Raw genomic sequence first — 23421 nt, 5'->3', positions numbered from 1 at the left:
CCCCCCGTCTACGCTCGCCGCATGACATTCATCGACAGTGCGTACGAGTTCCCCGGCCACGAGGTCAACCTCGTGTTCGCGCGGGGGTTGTCCCGGGACGCGCTCGTGGCAGGGCTGCGCGAGCAGGACCGTGAGCCGCTGGCCGATGGCGAGGCGGGGGGCTGGGCCTGGGCGGTGCATGACATGGCCAACTGGGAGACCGAGGACTACGACAACATCGACTACACGCGCCTCTGCGCCCCTCGGGGCGAGGTCGTGGTCATCGTGACCGAGCCGTGCAGTGCCAAGGCGCACGGTCCGGACTTCACGTATCTGCGCGACGGGAAGTGGATCGTCCACTTCAGCTTCGAGGACGTGGAACAACGCGTCGGCGACAACCCGGACCACATGTCCGCCGAACTGCTCGCGGCGAACCTCATCGGCCCGGACGCGGAATGCCTCGCCTGGGAGACCGATCCGAGTCACGACTGCGACGCACACGAATCCGGCAAGGAGGAGCGGATCATGCGCGCGATAGCCGCCTGCTTCGCCCTGCCCTCGCCGCCGCTGGCCCGCGAGGTGGCAGCGCTGTGAGCACCGTCGCCCTCCCTCCGGACACGTTCGTCACGTACGCGAGGGGCCTCGCCCTTCCCACGCTGAGCGGGATCTACGCGGACCTCGGCCTCCCCGCTCGTACGGCGGGCGCGTCCGACGGCTGGGTCTGGCTGACGCACGACGCGGCCACGGCCAAGGGCGGCGACGTCGCCACCCAGGCGGGTTATCTCACCGGCTTCCGTTACGAGGAACGCTTCGGCCGCCCCAACCCCGTGGACACCGTGTTCCTCGCCTCCACCCCGGCCTGCGAGTGCCCCCACGGGCAGAACTACTCGGTCCCCCACTGCGAGGCGCACCCGTTCCAGTTCATCCACAGCAGGCGCGGCTTCTCGACCACGTACTTCAACCTGGGTGCCCGCCGCGAGACCCGCCGCCACGGCGACCTGCTGGTGCGCGAGCTGCTGGCCGCCGGAATCGTCGGCCGGGAGACCCCGCGTTACGAAGCGGAGCCCGGGTTCAACGCGGACGGCGCCGCGACCCTGCGGATCATCACCGACCACTTCGGCCTACCCTCGTGCGCATGACGGACGACCGCACGCAGGACGAAGCGCTCCGCACCCGCTGGCACGACACCCTCGTGGCGGCCCGGGGCGGTGCGGACGGCCCCGATCCGCTCCCGTACGCCGACCATCTCCTGGGCCGCTGGGCCGAGCCCCAGCGCAAGTACCACACGACCGCCCACCTCGCGGCAGTGCTGGACCGGATCGACACGCTCGCCGGGCACGCCGCCGACCCGGACGCCGTACGCCTGGCGGCCTGGTTCCACGACGCGGTGTACCGGCCCGACCGGTCGGAGAACGAGGAGCGCAGCGCGGTGCTCGCCGAGCGGGCGCTCCCGGAGGCCGGCGTGCCGGACGCGGTGACCGAGGAGACCGCCCGGCTCGTCCGGCTCACCGTCACGCACGACCCGGCCCCCGGCGACACCAACGGCGAGGTCCTGTGCGACGCGGACCTGGCCATCCTCGCGGCGCCGCCCAAGGAGTACGGGGAGTACGCGGCGCAGGTCCGCGAGGAGTACGGGTTCGTGCCGGACGAGGCGTTCCGGGAGGGCCGGGCGGCGGTGCTGCGGCAGCTCCTGGGACTGCCGCGGCTGTTCCGCACGCCGTACGGCACGAGGGAGTGGGAGCCGAGGGCCCGGCAGAATCTGCTGACGGAGCTCGAACTGCTCACGCGCTGACCAGGTGCGGCGGGCGGCGACGCACCGGCACGGGCACCGGCAGACCGGGGAATGTCAGGAACGTTTCCGCTGTTGCCACCTGTCATGCCTGACTCCGCCGTGCGCGCCCCTTCCCGTATGCCCCTGGCCGTATACATTCTCGGCCTCTCGGTCTTCGCCCTGGGCACGAGCGAGTTCATGCTCTCCGGGCTGCTGCCCCCGATCGCGGACGACATGAACGTGTCGATTCCGCGCGCCGGACTCCTCATATCCGCGTTCGCGATCGGCATGGTGGTCGGCGCCCCGCTGCTCGCCGTGGCGACGCTGCGACTGCCGCGCCGCACCACGCTCATCGCGCTGATCTCGGTCTTCGGCCTCGGCCAGGTCGCGGGTGCGCTCGCGCCGACGTACGAGGTGCTGTTCGTGTCCCGCGTGGTCAGCGCGTTCGCGTGCGCCGGTTTCTGGGCGGTCGGGGCGGCCGTCGCCATCGCGATGGTGCCGGTGAACGCGCGGGCCCGCGCCATGGCCGTGATGATCGGCGGTCTCTCGATCGCGAACGTGCTGGGCGTCCCGCTGGGCGCCTTCCTCGGCGAGAACCTGGGCTGGCGGTCGGCGTTCTGGGCGGTCGGCGCGGCCTCGGCGGTGGCCCTGGTCGGCGTGGTGACGCTGATCCCGCGCATCCCGCTGCCCGACGAGAAGCCGCAGCTCAAGCGGGAGATGGGCATCTACCGCGACCGCCAGGTGTGGCTGTCGATCGTGATCACCGCGCTCGCGGCGGGCGGCGTGTTCTGCGCGTTCAGCTATCTTGCGCCGCTGCTCACGGATGTAGCCGGTCTCGACTCGGGCTGGGTGCCGACCGTGCTGGCGCTGTTCGGCGTGGGCGCCCTGGTCGGTACGACGATCGGCGGCCGGGTCGCGGACGCGCACCTCTTCGGGGTGCTGCTGAGCGGGATCGCGGCCTCCACGGTCTTCCTGTCGGCGCTGGCGCTGTTCGCGTCGAACCAGGCGGCCGTGATCACGCTGTCGTTCCTGCTGGGCCTGTCGGCGTTCTACACCGCGCCCGCGCTCAACGCCCGGATGTTCAACGTGGCGGGCGCCGCGCCGACGCTGGCGGGCGCGACGACGACCGCCGCGTTCAACCTGGGCAACACGGGCGGCCCCTGGCTCGGCGGCGCGGTGATCGACGCGGACTTCGGCTTCGAGGCGACCGCCTGGGCCGGGGCGGCGATGACCGTGGCGGCGCTGGTGGCCGTGGTGGTCTCGCTCCGGCTCCAGCGGGCGCGCGGCACGGCCGCCTCCCGGCTGGTGGCGCGGGGTGCGGGGGCGCCGCTCAAGGGGGCGCCGGCGGAGTCGACGGAGTGCGCGACGGGCTGAGCCGGGTGCTCAGGGCGCCGGGCGCTCGGGCGCCGGGCGCTCGGGCGCCGGGCGCCCCTTGGGCCTCCGCAGGCCGGCTTCCGTGAGCCGGCGGACCAGCTCCTTCGAGCCGATCTCCCGCGCCCCGGCCCGCACCGCGTCCTCGTAACGGGCGGCCGGGATGTCGTAGTGGTCGCGCTCGAACGCCCGCGCCGGGGCGCCGATGGACGCCGCGAAGGCGTGCAGTTCCTCGAAGGACACATCGCTGACCAGGTGCGACCAGAGGCGCCCGTGGCCGGGCCAGGTCGGCGGGTCGATGTAGAGCGTCATCGCCTCACCGCCGGAGTATCCCGCTGAGAGCGCCGACCGGGGCGACCGCCACCGCGGCCTTGGTACAGACCCAGTGCGGGTGCGGCCCGAGCTCCGGCTCCACCTCCAGCGCGTGCGGGTCCCCCGCGTCGCAGACCGGGCAGAGCGGCCATCGGCCGTACGCCTCCAGGAGCGCGTCCTGCACGTCCTGGGCGATGAGGCCGGCGACGAACTCCGTGCCCTCCGGCCACTGCTCCACCCACCACCGGCGGTGCGTCACGGCGTCCTCGACCATGGACACGATCTGCGCCTCGGCGACGTCCCCGGCGGCGAGGTCGGCCATGACGAGGGCGCGGGCGGTGTGCAGCGCCTGTTCAAGGCGGTCGGGCTCCGGCGGATTCTGCTCCATGCAGCCATTGTCCACCCCTCCGGCGGCGTCAACGGTTTTCGCCAAAGGTCACACCAAAGAGGGTTGACGCACCCCGGACTTGAAAATATCTTTCAAAGGTGACCAATGACCTGAAGGAAAGTTTCAGTACGGACTCGCCTCCGGCTCCGGCGGCCCTCGCCGCCAAGGTGCGGACGCTGGCGCCGTCCATGACCCGCTCCATGCAGCGCGTCGCCGAGGCCGTCGCCGGCGACCCCGCGGGCTGCGCCGCCCTGACGGTCACCGGTCTCGCCGAGCTGACGGGCACCAGCGAGGCGACGGTGGTCCGCACCGCCCGCCTCCTGGGCTATCCGGGCTATCGCGACCTGCGCCTCGCGCTCGCCGGTCTCGCCGCCCACCAGGAGTCCGGCCGCGCCCCCGCCGTCACCGCGGACATAGCGGTGGACGACCCCATCGCCGACGTGGTCGCCAAGCTGGCCTACGACGAGCAGCAGACCCTCGCCGACACCGCCGCCGGGCTCGACACGGTGCAGCTGGGCGCGGCGGTCGCCGCCGCCGCCACCGCGCGCCGGATCGACATCTACGGCGTGGGCGCGTCCTCCCTCGTCGGCCAGGACCTGGCCCAGAAGCTGGCCCGGATCGGCCTCATCGCCCACTCCCACACGGACCCGCACCTCGCCGTGACCAACGCCGTGCAGCTCCGCTCCGGCGACATGGCCATCGCGATCACGCACTCCGGCTCGACGGGCGACGTCATAGAGCCGCTGCGCGTCGCCTTCGACCGGGGCGCGACGACGGTCGCGATCACCGGCCGCCCCGACGGCCCCGTCACGCAGTACGCGGACCACGTGCTGACGACGTCCACGGCGCGCGAGAGCGAGCTGCGCCCGGCCGCGATGTCGAGCCGCACCAGCCAGCTCCTGGTGGTCGACTGCCTGTTCATAGGCGTCGCGCAGCGTACGTACGAGACGGCTGCCCCGGCCCTCGCCGCCTCCTACGAGGCGCTGGCCCACCGCCACACCCCGCGCACCCGCTGACCGTCACCCGGACGCCCTCCGGCAGCGCCCCGCACCCGCCCCGCATCCGCACGCCGTACGAGAAAGCAGAGCCGCTCTCCATGACCTCCCTCACCGACGCCACCCCCGACGGCTACGGCGAGCTGCGCGCCCAGCTCGCGACCCTCACCACCGAGGAGTTCCGCCCGGAGCTCGCCGAGATCGACCGGCTGGCCACCGCGGACATCGCCCGGATCATGAACGGCGAGGACCAGACCGTCCCGGCCGCCGTCGCCGAGCGGCTGCCCGAGATCGCCGCCGCGATCGACGCCACCGCCGAGCGCATGGCCCGCGGCGGTCGCCTGATCTACGCGGGCGCGGGCACCGCGGGGCGGCTGGGCGTGCTGGACGCCAGCGAGTGCCCGCCCACGTTCAACACGGACCCGGCCGACGTCATCGGCCTGATCGCGGGCGGCCCGTCCGCCATGGTCACCGCCGTCGAGGGCGCGGAGGACAGCAAGGAGCTGGCCGCCGCCGACCTGGAGGCGCTGGAGCTCACCGCCGACGACACGGTGGTCGGCATCTCCGCCTCCGGCCGTACGCCGTACGCGATCGGGGCCGTGGAGCACGCCCGCGCGAAGGGCGCCCTGACCCTCGGCCTGTCGTGCAACGCGGCCTCCGCGCTGGGCGCCGCCGCCGAGCATCCCCTGGAGGTCGTCGTCGGCCCCGAGCTGCTGACCGGCTCCACCCGCCTCAAGGCGGGCACGGCCCAGAAGCTCGTGCTCAACATGATCTCGACCATCACGATGATCCGCCTCGGCAAGACGTACGGGAACCTCATGGTCGACGTGCGTGCCTCCAACGAGAAGCTGCGGGCCCGCTCCCGGCGCATCGTTGCGCTGGCCACCGGCGCGTCCGACGAGGAGATCGAGGCGGCGCTCGCCGCCACGGACGGCGAGGTGAAGAACGCCATCCTGACGATCCTCGGCCAGGTCGACGGCCCCACGGCCGCCACGCTCCTGACCGAGTCGGACGGCCACCTCCGCGCCGCGCTCGCCGCCGCTCCCCGCACCACCTGACCTAGGGGCCTGTCCGGCGGATCAGGGCCGGGGTCGCGACGCCTGGCACGGCACCTCGCCGCGCCCTATCCGACCCTGATCCGCCGGACAGGCCCTACGCACCACCTCCCCCGCACAGCAAGGCACCACGCACCATGGCTACAGAAGACAAGAACCGCGCCACTGCCGCCGCGATCCTTCCGCTCGTCGGTGGCGCCGCGAACGTCAGCTCCATCGCCCACTGCATGACCCGGCTCCGGCTCGGTCTGCACGACCGTTCGCTCGTCCAGGACGACGCGCTGAAGGCCGTCCCCGCGGTCATGGGCGTGGTCGAGGACGACACGTACCAGATCGTCCTCGGTCCCGGTACGGTCGCCCGCGTCACGCCGGAGTTCGAGAAGCTGGTCGAGGAGGGCAAGGCGGAGGCCCCGGCCTCCCCGGCCCCCGCCCCGGCCGACGCAGCCCCGCTCACGGCGGAGGAGCTGGCCGCGCAGGGCGCCGCGATGAAGGCGGCCCGCAAGTCGAAGAACGCGACGCCGTTCAAGCTGTTCCTGCGCAAGATCGCCAACATCTTCGTGCCGCTGATCCCGGCCCTGATCGGCTGCGGCATCATCGCCGGGCTCAACGGCCTACTGGTCAACCTCGAATGGCTGCCCTCGGTCACCCCGGCGCTCGCCGCGATGGCCTCCGGCTTCATGGCCCTGATCGCGGTCTTCGTCGGCTACAACACCGCGAAGGAGTTCGGCGGCACGCCGATCCTGGGCGGCGCCGTCGCGGCGATCATCGTCTTCCCGGGCGTCGCGAACATCGAGGCGTTCGGCCAGAAGCTCTCCCCGGGCCAGGGCGGCGTGCTCGGCGCCCTGGGCGCGGCGGTCCTCGCGGTGTACGTGGAGAAGTGGTGCCGCCGCTGGGTGCCGGAGGCGCTGGACGTGCTGGTCACGCCGACGCTGACGGTCCTCATCTCCGGCCTGGTCACGATCTTCGGCCTGATGTACGTGGCGGGCGAGGTCTCCACCGCGATCGGCGACTTCGCGGACTGGCTGCTGTCCAACGGCGGCGCGGGCGCGGGTCTGATCCTGGGCGGCTTCTTCCTCCCGCTGGTCATGCTCGGCCTCCACCAGGCGCTGATCCCGATCCACACGACGCTGATCGAGCAGCAGGGCTACACGGTCCTCCTCCCGATCCTCGCCATGGCCGGTGCGGGCCAGGTCGGCGCGGCCATCGCCACGTACTTCCGCCTCCCGCGCAACGAGTCGATCCGCAAGACCATCAAGTCCGCCCTGCCCGCCGGTTTCCTGGGCGTCGGCGAACCCCTGATCTACGGCGTCTCGCTCCCGCTCGGCCGCCCGTTCATCACGGCCTGCGTGGGCGGTGCCTTCGGCGGCGCGTTCGTCGGCTTCTTCAACCAGCTGGGCGACGCGGTCGGCTCCACCGCGATCGGCCCGTCCGGCTGGGCCCTGTTCCCCCTGCTCGACGGCAACCACGGCCTGGGCGCCACGATCGCGATCTACGCGGGCGGCCTCGTCGTCGGCTACCTCGCGGGCTTCCTGGCGACGTACTTCTTCGGCTTCAGCAAGGAACTCCTGGCGGAGTTCAACGTGAGCCAGGAGGAGGCAGCCCCGGCAGCGGCCCCGGACCCGGCCACGCCTTCCGAAACGGCGAAGGCGCCGGCGGCGGTCTGAGACACGCACGGAACGGAGCGGCGGCCCCTTCACCACGGGGGCCGCCGCTCTGTCGTCACGGCTCGGTTCTTGCCGGAACCGAGGGGAATGGCCGGAAACTTTCACCAGGGATGACTGGAAGTCGCCCCCTCCAATGAGGGTGGGCGCGGGTCGATGTGAACACCAGCTGATTCAAGCCTGAATCACTCCCGTCCCGCTGGTGACACCCATACGCGGAGAATCCCTGGGGGGACATTGTCTTCCGCTACACCCGGCCGTTTCGGTCCCGCTGGCGCGAAGCGCGCGAGACGCATCTCGGCCTGCACGGCACTCGTTCTCTCCGCCGGCATGCTGCTGGCGGCTCCGGCCTCGGCCGACGACGCCTCCAAGGGCTCCGGCGGCCCCGAGACGCCGGCCATTACGAAACCGCGCCTGGACCTGAACGGCAACGGCGACAACGACCTCCTCTACCGAGGCGTGGACGGCGTCCTGTACGTCAAGGCGGGGGGGTCCACTCCGGACTACCCGTTCCGGATCCCCGCCACCGACGAGCGGGAGATGCACAAGGACATCATCCCGCTGGGCGACCTCGACAACGACGGCCCGCCCGCGCTCGTCACGCTGTCCCAGACCGGCACGCTCACGCTGTACCCGAGCGCGGGCGAGGAGAGGGCCTCCCCCGCCACCTGGTCCGGTGAGGGCTGGCAGAAGTACAACAAGGTCCTTTCCCCGGGCGACCTGACCGGTGACGGCCGCAACGACCTGCTCGCGCGCACGCCTTCCGGGGACGTCTACCTCTACGCCTCCACCGGCGCCGTCAAGGGCGAGCCCTTCGCGCCCGCGGTCGAGGTGGCCTCCGGCTGGGAGACGTACGACCAGATCGTCGGCCTCAACGACAGCAACGGTGACGGGTTCGGCGATGTCGTCACCCGCACCAGGGGTGGCGACCTGTACTTCTTCGCGGGCACCGGCGACGCGGCGAAGCCCTTCAAGACGCCGACCAAGAGAATTGGCTACGGCTTCCAGATCTACAACCAGCTCGTGGGTGTCGACGACCTCAACGGAGACGGCCACGGCGACCTCATGGGCCGCAAGCCGAACGGCGACACGTACATCTACCGGTCCACCGGTCAGGGCACCTTCCGCACGCGTGTCGCCGATACCTTCGGCTGGCAGAAGGCCGCCCTGTTCGTCGGCCAGGGCGGCAACCCCGACTTCGGCAAGCACGAGGCCGTGGGCACCACCGACAACGGCAGTTCGTGGTGGTACGACTCCAGGAACAACGGACAGTTCTACCCCCGCACGTTCCACTACGCCGACGGGTCCGGGCTGACGAGGCTCGTCTCCTCCCTCGACGCCGACGGCCGGGCCGAACTGCTCCAGGTCCAGGACGGCCGGCTGACCATCGGGGACCACTCATTCGGCAGCGGCTGGGGCGGCTACGACGATCTCATCGGACCGGGCGACCTGAGCGGTGACGGCAAGGGCGACCTGCTGGCCCGCGACGCCAAGGGCGACCTGTACCTGTATCCGGGCAACGGCCTCACCGCGTTCGGCGCCAAGATCAAGGTCGGCTACGGCTACGGCACGTACCGCCACATCGTCGGCGCCGGCGACCTCACCGATGACGGCAGGACCGATGTGGTGGCCGTCGCCAAGGACGGCACGCTGTACCTGTACGAGGGCACGGGCAAGGCGTCCGCGCCGCTGAAGGCGCGCGTGAAGATCGGCTACGGCTTCGACATCTACTCCAAGTTCGCCGCGCCCGGCGACATCAACGGGGACGGCAGGGCCGACCTGATCGGTGTCAACGGCTACGGCGACCTGTACCGCTACACGTCCACCGGGACCGGCACGATCAGCAAGCGCATACAGATCGGCTACGGCTTCGACATCTACAACGGCCTGTACTGATCACCACACCGACCAAGGCGGTGGCCCCCTCGGGTGAGGGGCGCCGCCGCTTTGCCGTACGCCTCAGGCCGGAAAGCCGTCCGTGGGCAGCGTGACGCCGAAGGGCGCGGGAAGCGCGAGCGGCTTACCGAACGGCACCGCGTCGGAGTGCTTGTACGTGCCGTGCTCGCCCGGCTCCGTGAACAGGGTGGCCACGGCACCCCGGGTGTCGAACCGGTCGATCAGCAGGTACATCGGCACACCGGCCCGGGCGTAGGCCCGGTACTTCTTCGTACGGTCCTCGCGGGCGTTGCCCTTCGAGGTGATCTCCACGACGAGGATTGCTTCGGAGGCGTCCATGGGGGCGCTGACATCGGGGTCGGCAGCGTCGATCAGCTCGGACGGCATGACCACGAGGTCGGGGACGTACAGCTTGTCGAGGGGCGCGACGTGCACGCCCAGCGTCTGGTAGATCTCCAGTTCGTCCGGCAGATTCCCGTAGAGACAGCGCTGCACCTTGGCTGCGATCCCGTTGTGATGTGCATGCGGCGGCGGTACCAAGACGATCTGCCCTTCGTCGATCTCGGCGCGCCATCCCTCGGGCACGTCCAGCTCCTGCCAGGTGCGCAGGAGGTAGTCCCACTGGCGGCCTTCAGGGTCCTGCTGGTGTTCGACCATCGCGGCGGTCATCGCGGGTCCCTCCTTCTGAAGCCTGTCCGGGGAGCGTAGATCGACGGTTTCACGGCGCGAGACCGTTTTCCTCAGCGTCCCACGTTCGTGTGGGCGGCGCACCGAGCGCCGCTCACCGCTGCCGCTGAACCAACCCCATCAACGCCCCGTGCGTCTCCCGGTCCGCAGCCACGATCAGCCCGCCCGCGCCCTCGTCCACCGGCAGCCCGTCGAGCCCCGTCACCACGCAGCCCGCCGCCTCGCAGAGCGCGATGCCCGCCGCGAAGTGGACGCTGTCCAGGCGGAGGCCAGGGCCGCCGTCGGTGATGTACGCGGCCCGGCGCCCCGCCGCCACCCACGCTACGGCCACCGTGCTGGAGACGACGCGCGGACGGAACCCCGCGACGAACTCCGGCGCGGCCATGAGCTCCACCGCCCGGAACCCCGGGGCGTGCGGGAACGGCGGGTCCAGGTTCAGGTCCACCAGCCGGGAGCCCGCCGAGGGCATGAGGCGGTCGTTCCGGCCGTCCGAGCCCCGGACCCACGCGCCGGTCCCGTCCGTCCAGAAGACCTCGCCGCTGAACGGATCGGCGGAGGCCGCCGCCACGATGCGGGAGGAGGCGGCGTCCCGGAGCGCGACGTTCACCGCGACCAGCATGTTTCCCACGGCGTAGTTGAGCGTCCCGCACAACGGGTCCACCAGCCACCGGCGCCCCGCCCCGGCCGCCCCGGTGGCCCCGCTCTCCTCACCCGTCACCGCATCATCCGGCCGGGCCGCGCGCAGCACGTCGAGGACGGCCTCCTCCGCCGCGATGTCGGCGGCCGTGGCGAAGTCACCGCCGCCCTTCTCGTACCGCGTCAGCGACGCCCCGTACATCTCGCGTACGACCGCCGCGCCCGCCGACGCGGCCCGAAGGGCCACCTGCGCATCACTGTCCATGATCACCATCCCCGCAGGCTAACTCCGGCCCCTTGACGCCCCGTTCACCCACCGGCGCCGGACCGCCCCGCACGCGCCCGCCCCTCCCGCAAGGGAGGCGACGCCGCAGCCGAGCCCGCCTCCCACGCGCTCACCTGGGCAACTGCCCTTCCCGGTTGATCTCCGTCACCCGCGCCCGCAGCACCGCCCCGGGCGTCGCCTGCCGTACGGAGTCGGCCGGGCAGTCCCACACCACCCCGCCGCCCGGCGGCCGCAGCCGCACGTACGGCCCGACGCGCCCCAGCACCCGGCCGATCCGCCCGTCCCGCACGTCCACCGCGAAGGACCCCGGCTCCGGCGTACAAGCCTCCAGGCCCTCCCCGCCCGTCATGACGCCGCCGCCTTCTCCTCCAGCACCCGGCTGAGCTGCTGCGCCGCCGCGAGATTGCAGCGCCCCAGGTCCACCAGGACCGCCGGGTCCTCACCCGCACACGAGGCCGCGTCGATCCGCAGCGAGGGCAGCTTCACCCCGGCCCGCGCGAAGCGCTCCTTCAGCAACGCCACCAACTCCTCGGCCTCCCGAATCTTCGCCACTGCCGCCCTGCGCCGTTCCGTAGTCGTCATGATCCATTCCTTCCACACTGAGTAACGACGATGCATACCCAGAGTGGTGATTCTCTCGCTAGCCTGGAAGTGGCGCAGGCCCAACAACCGCACGTGTGTAACAGGGAGTTGTCATGCCAGGTCCCAGGAAACTGGATCCCTCCTCTTCTCCTCGCGCTCTCCTGGGTGCGGAACTCCGCCACCGGAGAGAACGCGCGAACCTCTCCCAGACCGACCTGGGCGAGCTGCTGTACGTCAGCGGCTCCTTCATCGGCCAACTGGAGAACGGCCACCGCCGCATGCAGATGGACCAGGCGCTCAAGCTTGACGACGTCCTGAAATCGGACGGCTTCTTCAAGCGCAACTGCGCGGCCTTGAAGAAGTCGAAGTACCCGGATCACTTCGCGGAAGCGGCGGAGGCGGAGGCGCGCGCGACGGAGATCAAGGAGTACGCGCCACAGCTCATCCCGGGCCTGCTGCAGACGGAGGCGTACGCGCAGGCCGTGTTCAGGAGCGGGCTTCCCACAGCCGCCGAGAGCACGATCGAGGAACTGGTAGCCGCCCGCCTCGAACGAACTCAGATCCTCGCCGATCCAACTACGCCGTTGTTGTGGGCCGTGTTGGACGAGGCGGTATTACGTCGACGAGTGGGCGGCCCGGACGTCATGGCAGCGGTGCTCCGCCACATCGCGGGGCTGATGAAGCGGCACCGGATCATCGTGCAGGTGCTGCCGTTCGACGCAGGCGCACACATGGCCCTGGAGGGCTCACTCAAGCTGATGGCGTTCCCCGACGCGCCGCCACTCGCGTATCTACAAGCCCTGGGCACCGGGCAGTTGCAGGACGATCCAGCGACGGTCCGACAGTACGAACTGACCTACGATCTGGTCGTGGCCAGCGCGCTCTCACCGGCAGCGTCCCTGGCGTTGATCGAGTCGGTGGCGGAGGATTACGAGCATGAGGCGCAACAGTTCTAACTACGACCTGTCCACGGCCATCTGGTACAAGTCGAGCTACAGCGGCGCGAGCGGCGGCGACTGCGTAGAGGTCGCCACCTGGCGCAAGTCCACGTACAGCGCTGGCGACGGCGGGGACTGCCTCGAAGTCCTCGACGGCGTCCCGAACGCGGTCCCCGTCCGCGACTCGAAGGTCACCGACGGCCCGGCCGTCGTCTTCGCGACGGCCGCCTGGCAGCAGTTCGTCACCGACCTCAAGCGCGCCTGACGCGACGAGACCCGAAGGCCGGTACCACCGACGCACGCGGCGGTACCGGCAGCCTTGACCTCAACCACGCTTGAGGCAACACGATCTGATCCATGCAGACAGCCACGGAATGGATCAGCAAGAACGCCCACGCCCTCACCGCGAGGAAGCCCGACGAGCCCCTGGACGACCTGCGGCCGCTCGCCCCGCTGGTGCGCGACGCGAAGATCGTGGCGCTGGGGGCCTCGACCCGGCAGACCCGCGAACTGTCGGAGACGGCGCACCGGATCGTGCGCCTGCTGGTGGAGGAGGAGGGGTTCCGGAGCGTCGTCCTGGAGGGCGACGACCCCGGCAGGCTCGGCCTGGCGGCATACGTCGCCACCGGCGAGGGTAACCCGGCGGCCATTCTGGCGGAGGCGCGGGCGTTCTGGCGTACGGCGGAAATCCTCGAACTCGTACGGTGGATGCGGGCGTACAACGAGCGCCACCCTGCCGACCCGGTACGCCTCGCGGAGCCACCGGCCGCACAGGCGAGCACCCTGGCGGAAGCGGAACGCGCACTCGCCGACGGGGCGGCCTGGTGGCAGCGGCACACGGGAGACAAGGTCGTCTACTGGGGCGGCATGGCGCACACCGCCATCGGCACCCCGCGCACCGTGTCCACGTCCCCCACCGAGCCCCCGCAGACGCACCGGAACATGGGCGGTTACCTGCGCGAGCGCATGGGTACGGCCTTTCGCTCCATCGGCCTCACGATGCCCATGCCCACCCCGAACCCGGCCTTCGTGGACACCGTCCTGAGCGAGGCCGCCGGAACCAGGACCGCCTACTTCCTGGACCTGACCCTCCCCCGCCCCGAGCCGGTGCGCCGCGTCCTGGACACCCCGACCCGCACCCGCCTGATCGGCCCCACCTACGACCCCCGCCACGACGAGGCCCACCACATGTCCGGCGCCGGCCTCACCGCGTGGTTCGACGCGGTCATCCACACCCAGAAGGTGACGCCGTACCGGCCGCTGCCCTGAGGCCGACGAACGTTCAGATGAGAGCGCTATGCGACTCAGCGGCATGCCGGCACCTTATTCACAAGATCCACTTTCGATACGCGGCCCACTGCCCCGGGGCTCAAGCCGCGAGTTCCGAGCGCTCTTTGAGTGGAATGGTTGGGAGGGCCTGTACCCGCCCTCCCACCCCTCGTTACCCGCAAGGGTTCACTTTTGGCGACCGAGTTGCGACGGACGGTAGGCACGCTTTAGCTTCAGCGAGGACAAAGACCTTGAAGTCGGCCCCCGCCGGTGTTGCCACACCGCCAGGGGCCTGACCACCTCGATCGAAGGCTGACGGAGACGATCAGATGGCTGACGACCAGTCTAGTAGCGCGCCCTTCCCCCACCACCCGATGGCGAACCCCGGATACGGCAAACGTTCCGCCCCTGACCAACGCCCCCGCACGGGGCAGGACTTCACGCACCTCCATCCTCGTGACGCCGCCATCGCCTCGTACATCGACGGGCTGTGCGATGGCGCCGACATCTCCGTGAAGGCACTGGCCAAGGCGCTTCCGTACGGGCAGTGCGCGGTCCGGACGTCGCTGAACCGCCTCCAGGAGGCGGGGCACCTGCGGCGGGGCAGCGAGTGCGTGGCGAGCGGGGTGAACCTGCTGTGGGTGACCCGGACGTTCTTTTCCCGCACCGCGCGCGACGACACCTGGTGGGCGGGCTTCAGCCGGGGCGACGTACCCAAGGAGACCCAACGGGACACGCGCTCAAGGGCGTTCATCCTGCTCGCGGCCCTGGGCCGCCAGGCCCCCATGCTGTCGCTGTCGCACCGGGAGTGCGTGGCGCTCGAACCGCAGGCGTCGGAGTGGCTGCGCAGGGGCGCCACGGAGCCGGAAGTCCTCCGGGCCCTTTCCACCGGGCTCCCGGACGTAATCCACCACCCGGCGGCGTTCGTCGCCAAACGCCTCCAGACGAAACTTCCCCCGGCCCGCGAACCCCACCCGGTCCTGCGCACCCTGGAATGCAGCGAGTGCCGCGCCCCGGGCGCCCCCGAAGCGCTCCCGGGCGGCAAGTGCCGGGCCTGCGCGGGCAGACCCGCCCGTGACACCCCGGCCCTCCCCGCCCAACAGGTCCGGGCCCAGGCCCGCGCCGTACGAGCGGGCCTGATCCCCAAATCGGACCGCCCCAAGCGCTGACCGCTCAGGCGGAACCCCGGAACTCCACCAGGAGCAGCGCCGAGTCGTCGTCGGGCGGGCCGCCGGTGAAGGCGGCGACGTCCGTGCGGACGAGCCGGAGGACGTCCTCGGGCTCGTCCGCCGTCAGCAGCGGTCCGACGCGCTCCCGGACGGGGTAGAAGCGTCCCTCGCCGTCCCGGGCCTCGCTCAGGCCGTCGGTGTAGAAGAACAGCCGGTCGCCGACGTGCAGGGTGGTGGCCCGGGTGACGCTGTCGCGGAGGTCGGCGGGGCCCGTCAGCGCCGCGAGCCCGAACGGCGGCCCCGGCTCGCCCGCCGCGACGGACACGACCTCGCCGTCGCTCGTGCGGAGGAGGGGCGGCGGGTGGCCGTGGTTGTGGACGAGCAGGCCGCCGTCCTGCCCGATCTCCGCGAGGATCGCGGTCACGAAGCGTCCGCCGTCGGTCCTGCGTTCCAGGGCCGCTTCGATGCGACGGCCGACGTCGGCCAGCTCCGGGGCCCCGGGGGCGGCCTCCCGGAAGGCCGTGAGGACGACCGAGGCGCAGCGGACGGTCTCCAGGCCCTTGCCCTGGACATCCCCGACGACCAGGCGCACCCCGCCGGAGCACGGCTCCACGTCGTACAGGTCCCCGCCGATGCGCGTGGCGCGCCCGGCGGAGACGTACGAGGTCCCGAGCCGGACCGGCCCGATCGCCGGGGGGACCGGGGTGAACAGCACGTCCTCCAGGGTGCGGGCCACATCCCGTACGTCGATGAGCCGCCGCTCGACCTTGAGGCGCGCCCAGGCCGCGTAGACGGAGGCGAGGGTGACGTACGCGATGGCGAACAGGGCGACCCACATGCGCAGCTGCCCGAAGCGGTCGGCCTTCCACGCGAACACCAGGCACAGCAGGACGGCGAGGCCGCCCATCGCGGCGACGTCGCGCACGGACCCCCGCGCCGAGGCGATCGCGGGCCCGGCAGCGTAGACGGGCAGCAGGTTGTACTCGGGCCCGGTCACCGCGTCCACGACCGCGGTCCCGAACATGACGGCCAACGGCAGCCCGCGCGGCGACCCGACCACCCGCCCCCAGCGCCTTCCCATCAACGCACCTCCGCGCCACTCGACCCACCCCAGAATGTCACGAAGGGGATGAAACGGGCTTCTGGCGAACGGCGCGTCCGGCCCGGGACGCGCCGCTGCCCCCGCACCCGTGGACGGCGCGGAGGCAGCGGTGGGCGGTGGGTCAGTGGGTGGTGGGGATGACCGTGGGGCAGAACTCCTCGTAGACCAGGTTGCCCGAGGGCAGGAGGAAGCCGTAGTAGAGGGCGTCGCCGGTCCTCGGACCGACGATGCCGTCCACCGAAAGACCGTAGCGGCGCTGGAAGTCGGTCAGGGCCGCGTAGGTCGCCTGCCCGTACACGCCGTCGCGGACGATTCCGTACCCCGCCAGCTGCAACGCCCCCTGCACACAGGCGACCGCGTCGCCGCGCTGGTCGGGCTTGATGTACGCGACGCCCACGTCGGCCTGGGCGACTCCGGCGAGCGAGGTGACGGCGATGGCGGCGGCGCCGAAGGCGAGGGCTCCGCGACGGAGGGCGGTCTTGATCATGGAAGGACTCCCCATCTCATAAGCGGTCACGGGCCGCCCCGGCAGGGCAGTCCGCGACTCGGACAGGGAACATGCTCAGGACCGCGCCACCCGTCCCACCAGGACTTCCCGTCCCCGAGACATCCCGGGCCGGCGCCCCCCGGCCGACCGGCGCGTCCACTCCCGTCCCGCCGCTGTCCCGAAGCCTCCCGCCCCCGTCCCGCGCCGGTCCCGGTCATGGGACGCGACGCCCCGCAGCCCGGGCCGCCCCTACGCCGGACGCACCTCCGCGAACACGCCCCGCACCTCCACGTCCTCCGGCGTGCGCCACGGGCCCGAGACGTGACCCGTCGCGTCCCCCGGGGCGTCCTGGGCGGGGCGCAGGACGCGGTTCACGTGGAGGGTCGCGCCGGGGACGGAGAGGTCCGTGCCCTCGGGGCCGTCGGTCGCCCGGGTGAGGACGGGGCCGAAAGGGGTGCCCGTGCGGGAATGGGTGATCGTCGGGTCAGGCGTGTCGCTGACGCTCTGGGCCTGGGGTTCGACGCGGCCGTCGAGAAGGGCGGACAGCTGCGCCGCCAGGACCGGGTCGTGGCAGCCGTCGTACACCCAGCGCTCGCCCAGCACCCCGTGCGTGGTCATACCGACGAGCGCGTCCTCCGCGCCGTCGAGCGCGGCGCCCCGGTAGGTGAGCGGCACGAAGTACGGCACCGGCTCGGCGCCCGAGGTGTCGGTGACCACCATGAACTCGATGCCCACCGCACCCTGCGGGTCGTCCAGCCGGAAGCCGCCGGACTTCACGAGGGACGGGCGCGTGGAACCCACGTACCAGGGGCGGGTCGGAAGCCAGGTGGTGAGCAGTTCGAGCTTGGTGGGCGACAGGGTGGTGCGGTGGATGACGGCCATGCCGAAGGTCTCCCGAGGGTCGCGTGGACAGCTGGTTGCCCTGTGCGCAGGCGTCGTTGTCAGACCCTGGCGCTATGTTGAGCCTATGACCTCTGGGGAAGGGACCAGCGTGCACATCAGGCCGCAGCAGTTCCACGAGACCGCCGGTCTCGATGACTGGCGCGTCGTCGGAGAGGGCGCGTGCGCCCACTTCCGCACCGGTGGATCGTTCGCGGCCGGGACGCGCTTCGCGCAGGCCATCGGCGAGCTGCCGGACCTCGGCGACGACCACCCCGACATCGACGTGCGGCGGGACGGCGTGACCGTCCGGCTGATCACGCTCACCGATGAGTATTTCGGGATGACCAGCCGTCATGTCGAGGTGGCCCGGCGGATATCCGAGGCCGCCCGGGCCCACGGCCTGACCGCCGACCCGTCCTTCGTGCAGACCGTGCAGGTCACCCTCGACGCCCTCGACGGCCCCGCCGTGGTCGCGTTCTGGCGCGCCCTGCTCGGCTACGAGCACCGCGCCGGCAGCCCCGAGGACCTGGTCGACCCGCGCCGCCGCGGCGCCCCCTTCTACTTCCAGCACATGGACACCCCGCGCCCCCAGCGCAACCGCGTCCACGTCGACGTATGGGTGCCGCACGACCAGGCCGAGGCCCGGATCGCCGCGGCCCTGGCCGCCGGGGGCCGGCTGCTGAACGACGCGGACGCCCCGCACAACTGGGTCCTCGCCGACCCCGAGGGCAACGAGGCGTGCATAGGGGTGGCCGGCCCGCCCGGACCGGCCACCGACTAGCGCCCGCGCCTGCGCCTCACCAGCCGGACGGCGCCGGGGGCGGGACGACCTCCGGCCGGTCGTCGCAGGTGATCGTGTTGGGCAGCAGCCACGGCGCGAGCCAGCCGCCGTCGTTGCCGCCCAGGTCCGTCAGGCCGAACTCGGACCCCGTAGCGGGGAAGTTGAACGAGCCGCAGTTGTTGACGCCCACGGCGCCCACGTTGCGCGCGTCCACGTTCTCGAAGGTCGCGCCGCCGGCCGCGCGGGCGCTCAGCACCGAGGTGCCCGCGCCGTCGACCCTGATGTCCTTGAAGTGGATGTTCTCGATGACGTACTGGTCCTTCACCGCCCAGTCCGAAACGAGCATGACCGCGTTGTACGTGCTGTCCAGGAAGTCGTTGCCGGTGACCCGGATATCGGCGCCGTCGATGCTCCGGTCCAGGGCGTAGACCCACAGCGCGCCGAGCCCGATCTTCCAGTTGAGCTCGAACGTGCCCGCCCGGACCGTGGTGTTCCGCGCGAGGTCCACCTTCCCGGCGAAGGGCTCGGCGCCGAAGCGGGAGCCGAGGTGCAGGGCGCTGCCCTCGCGGACCGGGTCGGCGACGAGGTTGTCGGAGACGGTGATGTCGCTGCCGCCGTAGATCGCGATGCCGTTGGCCAGGACCGGGGTCTGCACGGTGTTGTGGTCGAAGGTGTTGCGGGCGTTCGTCGTCTTCTCGGCCCACATGGCGAGGCCGTCGTCGCCAGAGTTGCGGACGAACGTGTTCGTGACACGCGAGTCGGTCACCCCGGTGTGGAAGTTGATGGCGTCCGCGATCTGGTCCACGATCACGGTGTCGGAGACCTTCAGGTTCTTCATCGGGCCGTCGAACCACATGCCGACCTTGGTGTGGCGGATGTGCAGCCCCTCGATGGTCGAATCGCTCATCGCGCCGCCGATCGCGTTGACCTGGTCGGTGTCGACGCGCTCGCGCACGTCGCCCTCGATGGCGAAGCCGGACAGATGCACGTTGCGGCTGCCGCCCTCGGCCGCGGACTTCCCGTAGAAGCCGACACCGGTGCGCGTGGACCCGTCCGCGGCGGGCTCGTCGAGCGCGACCTCACGGCCCTTGATCTTCGTGTACCAGCTGCCCGCGCCGGTGATCGTCACGTCGTCCACGACGATGTGCCGGTCGACCCGGTACGTCCCCGGCGGGATGTACACCTTCAGGTGCGTGCGCCGGGCGAAGGAGATCGCCTTCTCGATCGCCCCCGCCGCGTCCCGCCGCCCGGTCGGGTCGGCACCGAACGCGAGGACGTTGGCGGCGAGGAGCTCGACGTGCGGCAGCCCGACGCGCTCGGAGTCCAGCAGGTCGACGGCCGTCCACGCGGCCCCGCTCCCGGCCGGCACGGTCAGCCGTACGGTGTCGCCCGCGCGGTACGTACGGCCGAGCAGGAGGCGCTGCTCGTCGTAGAAGTGGCTGGGCCGGAACGGCTTGTCCACGACCGGGGCGGGCGTCGTCGCGGCGGGCACGCAGCCGCACTCGGTGATCCACCAGTCGGGGTGGAGGAGCCCGGCGCCCGGGTCGTTGGAGAACGGGTACTGGTTGTACAGCCAGGAGTACTGCGAGGTCAGCGTCATCGTGGACCGCTTGGAGCCGTTCACCGAGACGTCCAGCGGCGCCGTGATCCCGCCGCCGCCCGGCGCGTCCGGGATGCTGTAGCGCACGGTGATCGCGTTGGCCGCCTCGGGCAGCGTGAACTCCACGTGCTGCCCGGGCGCCAGCTTGACCGCCCTGCGGCCCGACGCCTCGGACGGCAGCGTGTACGCGTCCCGGTCCGGGCCGATGACGGTGCCGTTCGTGACCGCGTTCTCGGCCTCCTGCTCCGCGAAGGCCACCTCCGCGCCGCGCCCCCGCACCAGCGCCGGGTCGAGCGCGGCGCGCGTGACGACCGGGGCCGCGGGGGTGGCGGGCCGGGGCCCGGCGAGCGCGGGCGCACCCGCCAGCACCCCGAACCCGAGGGCGGCCGCGGTCACCGAGGCGACCGTGGACGCGTTCAGCCCGGCCCTGCGCGGTCTTCGTACCGCCGCCGCGTCGGCGGCCAACTTCCGTGACATCGCATGCCCGTTTCTCTGAGTTCCGGTGTCAACGGCCGGGCGCGCGTGGGGAGTCGCCGCCGTCATGAGTGAGCCGACAGTAGGGCGGCGACCCACCTACCCACAAGCTCTGTGCAGCCTTTTTTCCGAGTGATGCAGCGCAAGTACGTTGCACTGTCATTTTTTTGCGCAACGTACGCAACCGCCCTTAGGCGCCCACGCTTGTTCGGACCTTGTCCGTCCGATCACTGGTCTCACGGCCTACTGGCCGGTATACAGACGAGGTTGGGTCCGCCGGGCACGAGCCGCCGAGCGGCCGGGTGCCTTCTGAGGCCCCCGTGCGCCCTGGCCGCCGCCACCCGTCCGCGGACTGCCGGAATTTCTGGGGAGGGCATTGATGATGCATCGGACGCGTCCGGGCCGGGCCGTATCCAAGCGCCGCACCGCCATCGCGCTGGCCGCGCTGAGCAGTTGCGCGCTCACGGCAGGTCTCACCGGCACGGCGTCGGCCGCGCCGGGGGGCGCGCACGGATCGCCGCGCACCTCCTACGTGGCGCTCGGCGACTCCTACACGTCCGGCCCCCTGATACCCACGCAGGTCGACGCCAACTGCGCCCGTTCGGACAACAACTACCCGTCGATCACCGCGCGGGAGCGCCGCGTCTCCTCGTTCACCGACGTGAGCTGCGGCGGTGCGACGACCGCCGAGATGTGGCAGGCGCAGGGCACCAACGGACCGCAGCTGGACGCGGTGAAGAAGGACACGGACCTCGTGACGCTCCAGATCGGCGGCAACGACGTCGGCTTCGGGTCCATCATCGGCACCTGCGCGACCCTCAGTGCCAAGGACCTCACCGGCAACCCCTGTCAGCAGCACTACGGGGCCTCGGGCTACGACGAGTTGACGCTGAAGATCCTCCGGACAGCGCCCAAGATCGCCCGCGTACTGCGGGAGGTGCACCACAAGGCACCCCACGCGCGCGTGGTCGTCGTCGGCTACCCGGACCTCCTTCCCGAGGACGGCACCGGCTGCTTCCCCCAGGTCCCGTTCGCCGCGAAGGACTTCCCGTACCTGCGGGACACGGAGAAGCGCCTCAACCTGATGCTGCGCGCGGTGGCGCTGCTGAACCGGGCCGACTACGTCGACACGTACGGGCCGACGGTGGGCCACGACATGTGCAAGGCACCCGCCGACCGGTGGATCGAACCACTGAGCCCCGCCTCGCCCGCCGCACCGGCCCATCCCAACGCGAAGGGCGAGGAGGTCATGGCCCAGGCGCTCCTGAAGACCCTCGACAAGGGACGCGGGCGCCACTGACCCCTACGCGGTCGGCCCCACCGCAAGCGTCAACTCCGAGTCCGTGTGCACCGTCACCCGTACGGGCACGAACTCCGTCGCGTCGGTCCGGGACTCCCCCGTGCCCGGGTTCAGGGCGTAGCGCGGGTGGGGAGCCGGGCCGATCTGCAAGCGGACGCGGTGACCCGGGGCGAAGCGGTGGGCGGCAGGGGTCATCGGGACCGTGACGCCGACCGGGTCCGTGCCCGTGGTGCGGACCCGGGCCAGGCCGTCGCAGACGTTGACCGACCGGCCCTCGGGGTCCACGTCGCACAGCCGCACGAACACATCGCCGTGCCCCGTGTCCGTGGCGGCGCTGATCCGTGCCGAGACCGGACCGAGGACGGTGAGCGGTTCGGCCAGGGCGGGCCCGGTGAACGTGAGGACGTCCGCGCGCGCCTCCACCGACACGTTGTCCCGCGCCCCGGCCGTACGGGAGAGCAGCGCGCCGCCCAGCGTGGGGACCGGGCCGTCCGGGTCGTGGCGGAAGGAGGCGACGGGAGCGTTGTCCGTGGGCGCCTCGCGGGTGAGGTGGCCGTCGGCGGTCGGATACCAGGAGGCCGTGGACGCCTCCGGGGGCCACGCGTCCAGGTCCCGGGCGCCCGCCTCCGCACCGCCCACGTGCACGCGTACGGGCGTCGGGCGCAGACCGGACGGGTCGTCGCACAGATGGGCCCGGAGCCAGGCCAGGGACTCGGCGAACACCTCGGCCCAGCCCGCCTGGAGTGCCGAGGTGTGGGTCCACGGGCCGACGAGCAGGGACGCCTCGCCGCCCGCCCGGCGCAGCCGCCCGTACTGCGCGAGGGCCTGGTCCACGAGGGCGTCGTGCCACCCGGTGACGAGGGCGGTCGGCACGGCCGCCCGGTCCGCCGCCCCGGCCAGGGACGCGCCCTCCCAGTACGGGTCGTCCGCGTCCGGGTGGGCCATCACCTCGTCCAGCCAGGGGATCTCACCGCCGAGCGCGCCCGCGTACGCCCCGCGCAGCGGCCGCGCGGTGACGGCGGAGCGCACCCGGCGCTGGAGGCGAAGGGTCGCCCGGAGGAACGCGCCCATGCCCCGGTGCTGATAGGTCATGCCGGCACCCACGGCGAGCGCGGTCTCCAGATTGAGGACGCCTTCGGTGTGGAAGAGGGCGTACGGGTCGTGCAGCCCCACCTGCACGACCATGGCCTTCAGCTCCGGCGGCGGATCGAGGGCCAGCGCCCACTGGACGTACCCGAGGTAGCTGGGACCCACGGTGCCGAGGCGCCCGTCGAACCAGGGCTGTTCGCGCAGCCAGCCGACCGCCGCGAGGCCGTCGGCCGGCTCGTTGCGCCAGAGGTGGAAGCCGCCGCCCGAGCCGCCCGTGCCGCGGCAGCTCTGCAGCACCACGTGGAAGCCCTGCTCCGCGAAGAGGATGCCGTACTGCGGGGACCACGGCACTCCCCGCCCGTACGGCGTACGGACCAGGAGGGTCGGGAAGTCGCCCTCGGCGCGCGGGAAGTAGTGGTCGGTGACCAGCGGGCTGCCGTCGGCGGCGGGCACCGTCAGGCCGCGCTCGACGCCCACCTGGTGGAGCGCGTCGGGCAGACCGCGCCAGGACGCGCGCATCAGCCGGGAGGCGAGCGGCGGCTTCGCGGACGACGGCGTCCATGCGGCCCGGGGGCGGGCGTCGTGCGTCGGTCGGGTCATCTTCGCCTCCATCGGTACGTCACGCAGCGGTGCGGCAGACCCCGCACTCCATTCTCGTACTAAGTACGAGAATACTGGATGCTTGGATGGACCACGGAGGGACCCGGGTGA

At 71.8% G+C, this 23421-nt stretch carries 25 protein-coding genes; 14 read left to right on the top strand and 11 right to left on the bottom strand.

All coding sequences use genetic code 11. The features are described 5' to 3' along the window. Positions 1-21: 21 nt before the first annotated feature. The 4 genes from ACZ6C6_RS24880 to ACZ6C6_RS24865 all read left to right on the top strand — a co-directional run bounded on the left by ACZ6C6_RS24880 (position 22) and on the right by ACZ6C6_RS24865 (position 3124). Entirely contained in the window at positions 22-573 is a 552-nt protein-coding gene (locus tag ACZ6C6_RS24880) for a hypothetical protein (RefSeq protein WP_469205459.1), read from the top strand. Beyond that, positions 570-1118, top strand: a complete 549-nt coding sequence (locus ACZ6C6_RS24875; protein WP_469205458.1) for a hypothetical protein — start codon at positions 570-572, stop codon at positions 1116-1118. The genes ACZ6C6_RS24880 and ACZ6C6_RS24875 overlap by 4 nt, the downstream gene beginning before the upstream one ends. Continuing rightward, positions 1115-1771, top strand: coding sequence for an HD domain-containing protein (locus ACZ6C6_RS24870; protein ID WP_469205457.1), 657 nt, complete (start codon positions 1115-1117; stop codon positions 1769-1771). Before ACZ6C6_RS24875 ends, ACZ6C6_RS24870 begins: the two co-directional genes overlap by 4 nt. Before the next feature lie 117 nt (positions 1772-1888). Further along, positions 1889-3124, top strand: a complete 1236-nt coding sequence (locus ACZ6C6_RS24865) for a Cmx/CmrA family chloramphenicol efflux MFS transporter (protein ID WP_469205456.1) — start codon at positions 1889-1891, stop codon at positions 3122-3124. A 9-nt stretch (positions 3125-3133) separates the two neighbouring features. Here ACZ6C6_RS24865 and ACZ6C6_RS24860 read toward each other — a convergent pair whose 3' ends face one another. Together ACZ6C6_RS24860 and ACZ6C6_RS24855 are read right to left on the bottom strand one after the other, a co-directional pair. Beyond that, complete coding sequence (locus tag ACZ6C6_RS24860) at positions 3134-3433, bottom strand: DUF4031 domain-containing protein (RefSeq protein ID WP_469205455.1); 300 nt, start codon at positions 3431-3433, stop codon at positions 3134-3136. A gap of 4 nt (positions 3434-3437) precedes the next feature. Then, positions 3438-3821: a hypothetical protein gene (locus ACZ6C6_RS24855; RefSeq protein WP_469205454.1), complete on the bottom strand. Its 384-nt coding sequence runs from the start codon at positions 3819-3821 to the stop codon at positions 3438-3440. A gap of 98 nt (positions 3822-3919) precedes the next feature. On the opposite strand from ACZ6C6_RS24855, the gene ACZ6C6_RS24850 reads away from it, so the two are divergent. From ACZ6C6_RS24850 to ACZ6C6_RS24835, 4 genes are all read left to right on the top strand, one after another. Beyond that, positions 3920-4837 (top strand): MurR/RpiR family transcriptional regulator, encoded by a 918-nt coding sequence (locus tag ACZ6C6_RS24850; protein WP_469205453.1) that lies wholly within the window; start codon positions 3920-3922, stop codon positions 4835-4837. A gap of 80 nt (positions 4838-4917) precedes the next feature. Next, complete coding sequence (murQ, locus tag ACZ6C6_RS24845) at positions 4918-5874, top strand: N-acetylmuramic acid 6-phosphate etherase (RefSeq protein ID WP_469205452.1); 957 nt, start codon at positions 4918-4920, stop codon at positions 5872-5874. A gap of 134 nt (positions 5875-6008) precedes the next feature. After that, positions 6009-7535 (top strand): PTS transporter subunit EIIC, encoded by a 1527-nt coding sequence (locus tag ACZ6C6_RS24840; protein ID WP_469205451.1) that lies wholly within the window; start codon positions 6009-6011, stop codon positions 7533-7535. Positions 7536-7862: 327 nt separating this feature from the next. After that, positions 7863-9428, top strand: a complete 1566-nt coding sequence (locus ACZ6C6_RS24835; RefSeq protein ID WP_469205450.1) for an FG-GAP repeat domain-containing protein — start codon at positions 7863-7865, stop codon at positions 9426-9428. 63 nt (positions 9429-9491) lie between these two features. On the opposite strand, the gene ACZ6C6_RS24830 is transcribed toward ACZ6C6_RS24835, so the two are convergent. From ACZ6C6_RS24830 to ACZ6C6_RS24815, 4 genes are all read right to left on the bottom strand, one after another. Continuing rightward, positions 9492-10097 carry a Uma2 family endonuclease gene (locus ACZ6C6_RS24830; RefSeq protein ID WP_469205449.1) on the bottom strand — a complete coding sequence of 202 codons (606 nt, stop codon included), beginning with the start codon at positions 10095-10097 and terminating at the stop codon, positions 9492-9494. Positions 10098-10209: 112 nt separating this feature from the next. Beyond that, positions 10210-11016: an inositol monophosphatase family protein gene (locus tag ACZ6C6_RS24825; protein ID WP_469205722.1), complete on the bottom strand. Its 807-nt coding sequence runs from the start codon at positions 11014-11016 to the stop codon at positions 10210-10212. A 130-nt stretch (positions 11017-11146) separates the two neighbouring features. Next, positions 11147-11386 (bottom strand): hypothetical protein, encoded by a 240-nt coding sequence (locus tag ACZ6C6_RS24820; protein ID WP_365679151.1) that lies wholly within the window; start codon positions 11384-11386, stop codon positions 11147-11149. After that, positions 11383-11619: a hypothetical protein gene (locus ACZ6C6_RS24815; protein ID WP_469205448.1), complete on the bottom strand. Its 237-nt coding sequence runs from the start codon at positions 11617-11619 to the stop codon at positions 11383-11385. The genes ACZ6C6_RS24820 and ACZ6C6_RS24815 overlap by 4 nt, the downstream gene beginning before the upstream one ends. Positions 11620-11732: 113 nt before the next feature. On the opposite strand from ACZ6C6_RS24815, the gene ACZ6C6_RS24810 reads away from it, so the two are divergent. From ACZ6C6_RS24810 to ACZ6C6_RS24795, 4 genes are all read left to right on the top strand, one after another. After that, complete coding sequence (locus tag ACZ6C6_RS24810) at positions 11733-12575, top strand: helix-turn-helix domain-containing protein (RefSeq protein WP_469205447.1); 843 nt, start codon at positions 11733-11735, stop codon at positions 12573-12575. Next, positions 12556-12822 carry a DUF397 domain-containing protein gene (locus ACZ6C6_RS24805; protein WP_469205446.1) on the top strand — a complete coding sequence of 89 codons (267 nt, stop codon included), beginning with the start codon at positions 12556-12558 and terminating at the stop codon, positions 12820-12822. The genes ACZ6C6_RS24810 and ACZ6C6_RS24805 overlap by 20 nt, the downstream gene beginning before the upstream one ends. A gap of 92 nt (positions 12823-12914) precedes the next feature. Then, positions 12915-13826: an erythromycin esterase family protein gene (locus ACZ6C6_RS24800; RefSeq protein ID WP_469205445.1), complete on the top strand. Its 912-nt coding sequence runs from the start codon at positions 12915-12917 to the stop codon at positions 13824-13826. A gap of 374 nt (positions 13827-14200) precedes the next feature. Then, positions 14201-14995, top strand: a complete 795-nt coding sequence (locus ACZ6C6_RS24795) for a hypothetical protein (RefSeq protein WP_469205444.1) — start codon at positions 14201-14203, stop codon at positions 14993-14995. A gap of 4 nt (positions 14996-14999) precedes the next feature. On the opposite strand, the gene ACZ6C6_RS24790 is transcribed toward ACZ6C6_RS24795, so the two are convergent. From ACZ6C6_RS24790 to ACZ6C6_RS24780, 3 genes are all read right to left on the bottom strand, one after another. Beyond that, entirely contained in the window at positions 15000-16076 is a 1077-nt protein-coding gene (locus ACZ6C6_RS24790; protein WP_469205443.1) for a PP2C family protein-serine/threonine phosphatase, read from the bottom strand. A gap of 142 nt (positions 16077-16218) precedes the next feature. After that, positions 16219-16584 (bottom strand): peptidoglycan-binding domain-containing protein, encoded by a 366-nt coding sequence (locus ACZ6C6_RS24785; RefSeq protein WP_469205442.1) that lies wholly within the window; start codon positions 16582-16584, stop codon positions 16219-16221. A 249-nt stretch (positions 16585-16833) separates the two neighbouring features. Beyond that, entirely contained in the window at positions 16834-17466 is a 633-nt protein-coding gene (locus ACZ6C6_RS24780) for a maltokinase N-terminal cap-like domain-containing protein (protein ID WP_469205441.1), read from the bottom strand. An 85-nt stretch (positions 17467-17551) separates the two neighbouring features. Between ACZ6C6_RS24780 and ACZ6C6_RS24775 the strand changes: the two genes are divergently transcribed. After that, a complete protein-coding gene (locus tag ACZ6C6_RS24775; protein ID WP_469205440.1) occupies positions 17552-18247 on the top strand; it encodes a VOC family protein in 696 nt (231 codons plus the stop codon). 16 nt (positions 18248-18263) lie between these two features. On the opposite strand, the gene ACZ6C6_RS24770 is transcribed toward ACZ6C6_RS24775, so the two are convergent. Then, on the bottom strand, positions 18264-20324 hold the full coding sequence (locus tag ACZ6C6_RS24770) for a glycosyl hydrolase family 28-related protein (protein ID WP_469205439.1): 2061 nt from the start codon (positions 20322-20324) through the stop codon (positions 18264-18266). A 376-nt stretch (positions 20325-20700) separates the two neighbouring features. Between ACZ6C6_RS24770 and ACZ6C6_RS24765 the strand changes: the two genes are divergently transcribed. Beyond that, on the top strand, positions 20701-21621 hold the full coding sequence (locus ACZ6C6_RS24765; RefSeq protein ID WP_469205438.1) for an SGNH/GDSL hydrolase family protein: 921 nt from the start codon (positions 20701-20703) through the stop codon (positions 21619-21621). 3 nt (positions 21622-21624) lie between these two features. Here ACZ6C6_RS24765 and ACZ6C6_RS24760 read toward each other — a convergent pair whose 3' ends face one another. After that, positions 21625-23310 carry a CocE/NonD family hydrolase gene (locus tag ACZ6C6_RS24760; protein ID WP_469205437.1) on the bottom strand — a complete coding sequence of 562 codons (1686 nt, stop codon included), beginning with the start codon at positions 23308-23310 and terminating at the stop codon, positions 21625-21627. Between the last annotated feature and the right edge of the window lie 111 nt (positions 23311-23421).

It is taken from the genome of Streptomyces sp. NPDC041814 (assembly GCF_055590565.1).
Note: the sequence above shows the minus strand (reverse complement) of the source record. Positions and strands in the feature narration are given on the sequence as shown.

Excerpts from the sequence above, each read along its gene's own strand:
- ACZ6C6_RS24815 (WP_469205448.1), bottom strand. The coding sequence starts at position 11,619 with ATGACGACTACGGAACGGCGCAGGGCGGCAGTGGCGAAGATTCGGGAG.
- ACZ6C6_RS24825 (WP_469205722.1), bottom strand. The coding sequence starts at position 11,016 with ATGGACAGTGATGCGCAGGTGGCCCTTCGGGCCGCGTCGGCGGGCGCG.
- ACZ6C6_RS24810 (WP_469205447.1), top strand. The coding sequence starts at position 11,733 with ATGCCAGGTCCCAGGAAACTGGATCCCTCCTCTTCTCCTCGCGCTCTC.
- ACZ6C6_RS24785 (WP_469205442.1), bottom strand. The coding sequence starts at position 16,584 with ATGATCAAGACCGCCCTCCGTCGCGGAGCCCTCGCCTTCGGCGCCGCC.
- ACZ6C6_RS24860 (WP_469205455.1), bottom strand. The coding sequence starts at position 3,433 with ATGACGCTCTACATCGACCCGCCGACCTGGCCCGGCCACGGGCGCCTC.
- ACZ6C6_RS24840 (WP_469205451.1), top strand. The coding sequence starts at position 6,009 with ATGGCTACAGAAGACAAGAACCGCGCCACTGCCGCCGCGATCCTTCCG.
- ACZ6C6_RS24790 (WP_469205443.1), bottom strand. The coding sequence starts at position 16,076 with ATGGGAAGGCGCTGGGGGCGGGTGGTCGGGTCGCCGCGCGGGCTGCCG.
- ACZ6C6_RS24770 (WP_469205439.1), bottom strand. The coding sequence starts at position 20,324 with ATGTCACGGAAGTTGGCCGCCGACGCGGCGGCGGTACGAAGACCGCGC.
- ACZ6C6_RS24835 (WP_469205450.1), top strand. The coding sequence starts at position 7,863 with ATGCTGCTGGCGGCTCCGGCCTCGGCCGACGACGCCTCCAAGGGCTCC.
- ACZ6C6_RS24820 (WP_365679151.1), bottom strand. The coding sequence starts at position 11,386 with ATGACGGGCGGGGAGGGCCTGGAGGCTTGTACGCCGGAGCCGGGGTCC.
- ACZ6C6_RS24855 (WP_469205454.1), bottom strand. The coding sequence starts at position 3,821 with ATGGAGCAGAATCCGCCGGAGCCCGACCGCCTTGAACAGGCGCTGCAC.
- ACZ6C6_RS24765 (WP_469205438.1), top strand. The coding sequence starts at position 20,701 with ATGATGCATCGGACGCGTCCGGGCCGGGCCGTATCCAAGCGCCGCACC.
- ACZ6C6_RS24760 (WP_469205437.1), bottom strand. The coding sequence starts at position 23,310 with ATGACCCGACCGACGCACGACGCCCGCCCCCGGGCCGCATGGACGCCG.
- ACZ6C6_RS24870 (WP_469205457.1), top strand. The coding sequence starts at position 1,115 with ATGACGGACGACCGCACGCAGGACGAAGCGCTCCGCACCCGCTGGCAC.
- ACZ6C6_RS24805 (WP_469205446.1), top strand. The coding sequence starts at position 12,556 with ATGAGGCGCAACAGTTCTAACTACGACCTGTCCACGGCCATCTGGTAC.
- ACZ6C6_RS24775 (WP_469205440.1), top strand. The coding sequence starts at position 17,552 with ATGACCTCTGGGGAAGGGACCAGCGTGCACATCAGGCCGCAGCAGTTC.
- ACZ6C6_RS24880 (WP_469205459.1), top strand. The coding sequence starts at position 22 with ATGACATTCATCGACAGTGCGTACGAGTTCCCCGGCCACGAGGTCAAC.
- ACZ6C6_RS24830 (WP_469205449.1), bottom strand. The coding sequence starts at position 10,097 with ATGACCGCCGCGATGGTCGAACACCAGCAGGACCCTGAAGGCCGCCAG.
- ACZ6C6_RS24795 (WP_469205444.1), top strand. The coding sequence starts at position 14,201 with ATGGCGAACCCCGGATACGGCAAACGTTCCGCCCCTGACCAACGCCCC.
- ACZ6C6_RS24800 (WP_469205445.1), top strand. The coding sequence starts at position 12,915 with ATGCAGACAGCCACGGAATGGATCAGCAAGAACGCCCACGCCCTCACC.
- ACZ6C6_RS24865 (WP_469205456.1), top strand. The coding sequence starts at position 1,889 with ATGCCCCTGGCCGTATACATTCTCGGCCTCTCGGTCTTCGCCCTGGGC.
- murQ (WP_469205452.1), top strand. The coding sequence starts at position 4,918 with ATGACCTCCCTCACCGACGCCACCCCCGACGGCTACGGCGAGCTGCGC.
- ACZ6C6_RS24780 (WP_469205441.1), bottom strand. The coding sequence starts at position 17,466 with ATGGCCGTCATCCACCGCACCACCCTGTCGCCCACCAAGCTCGAACTG.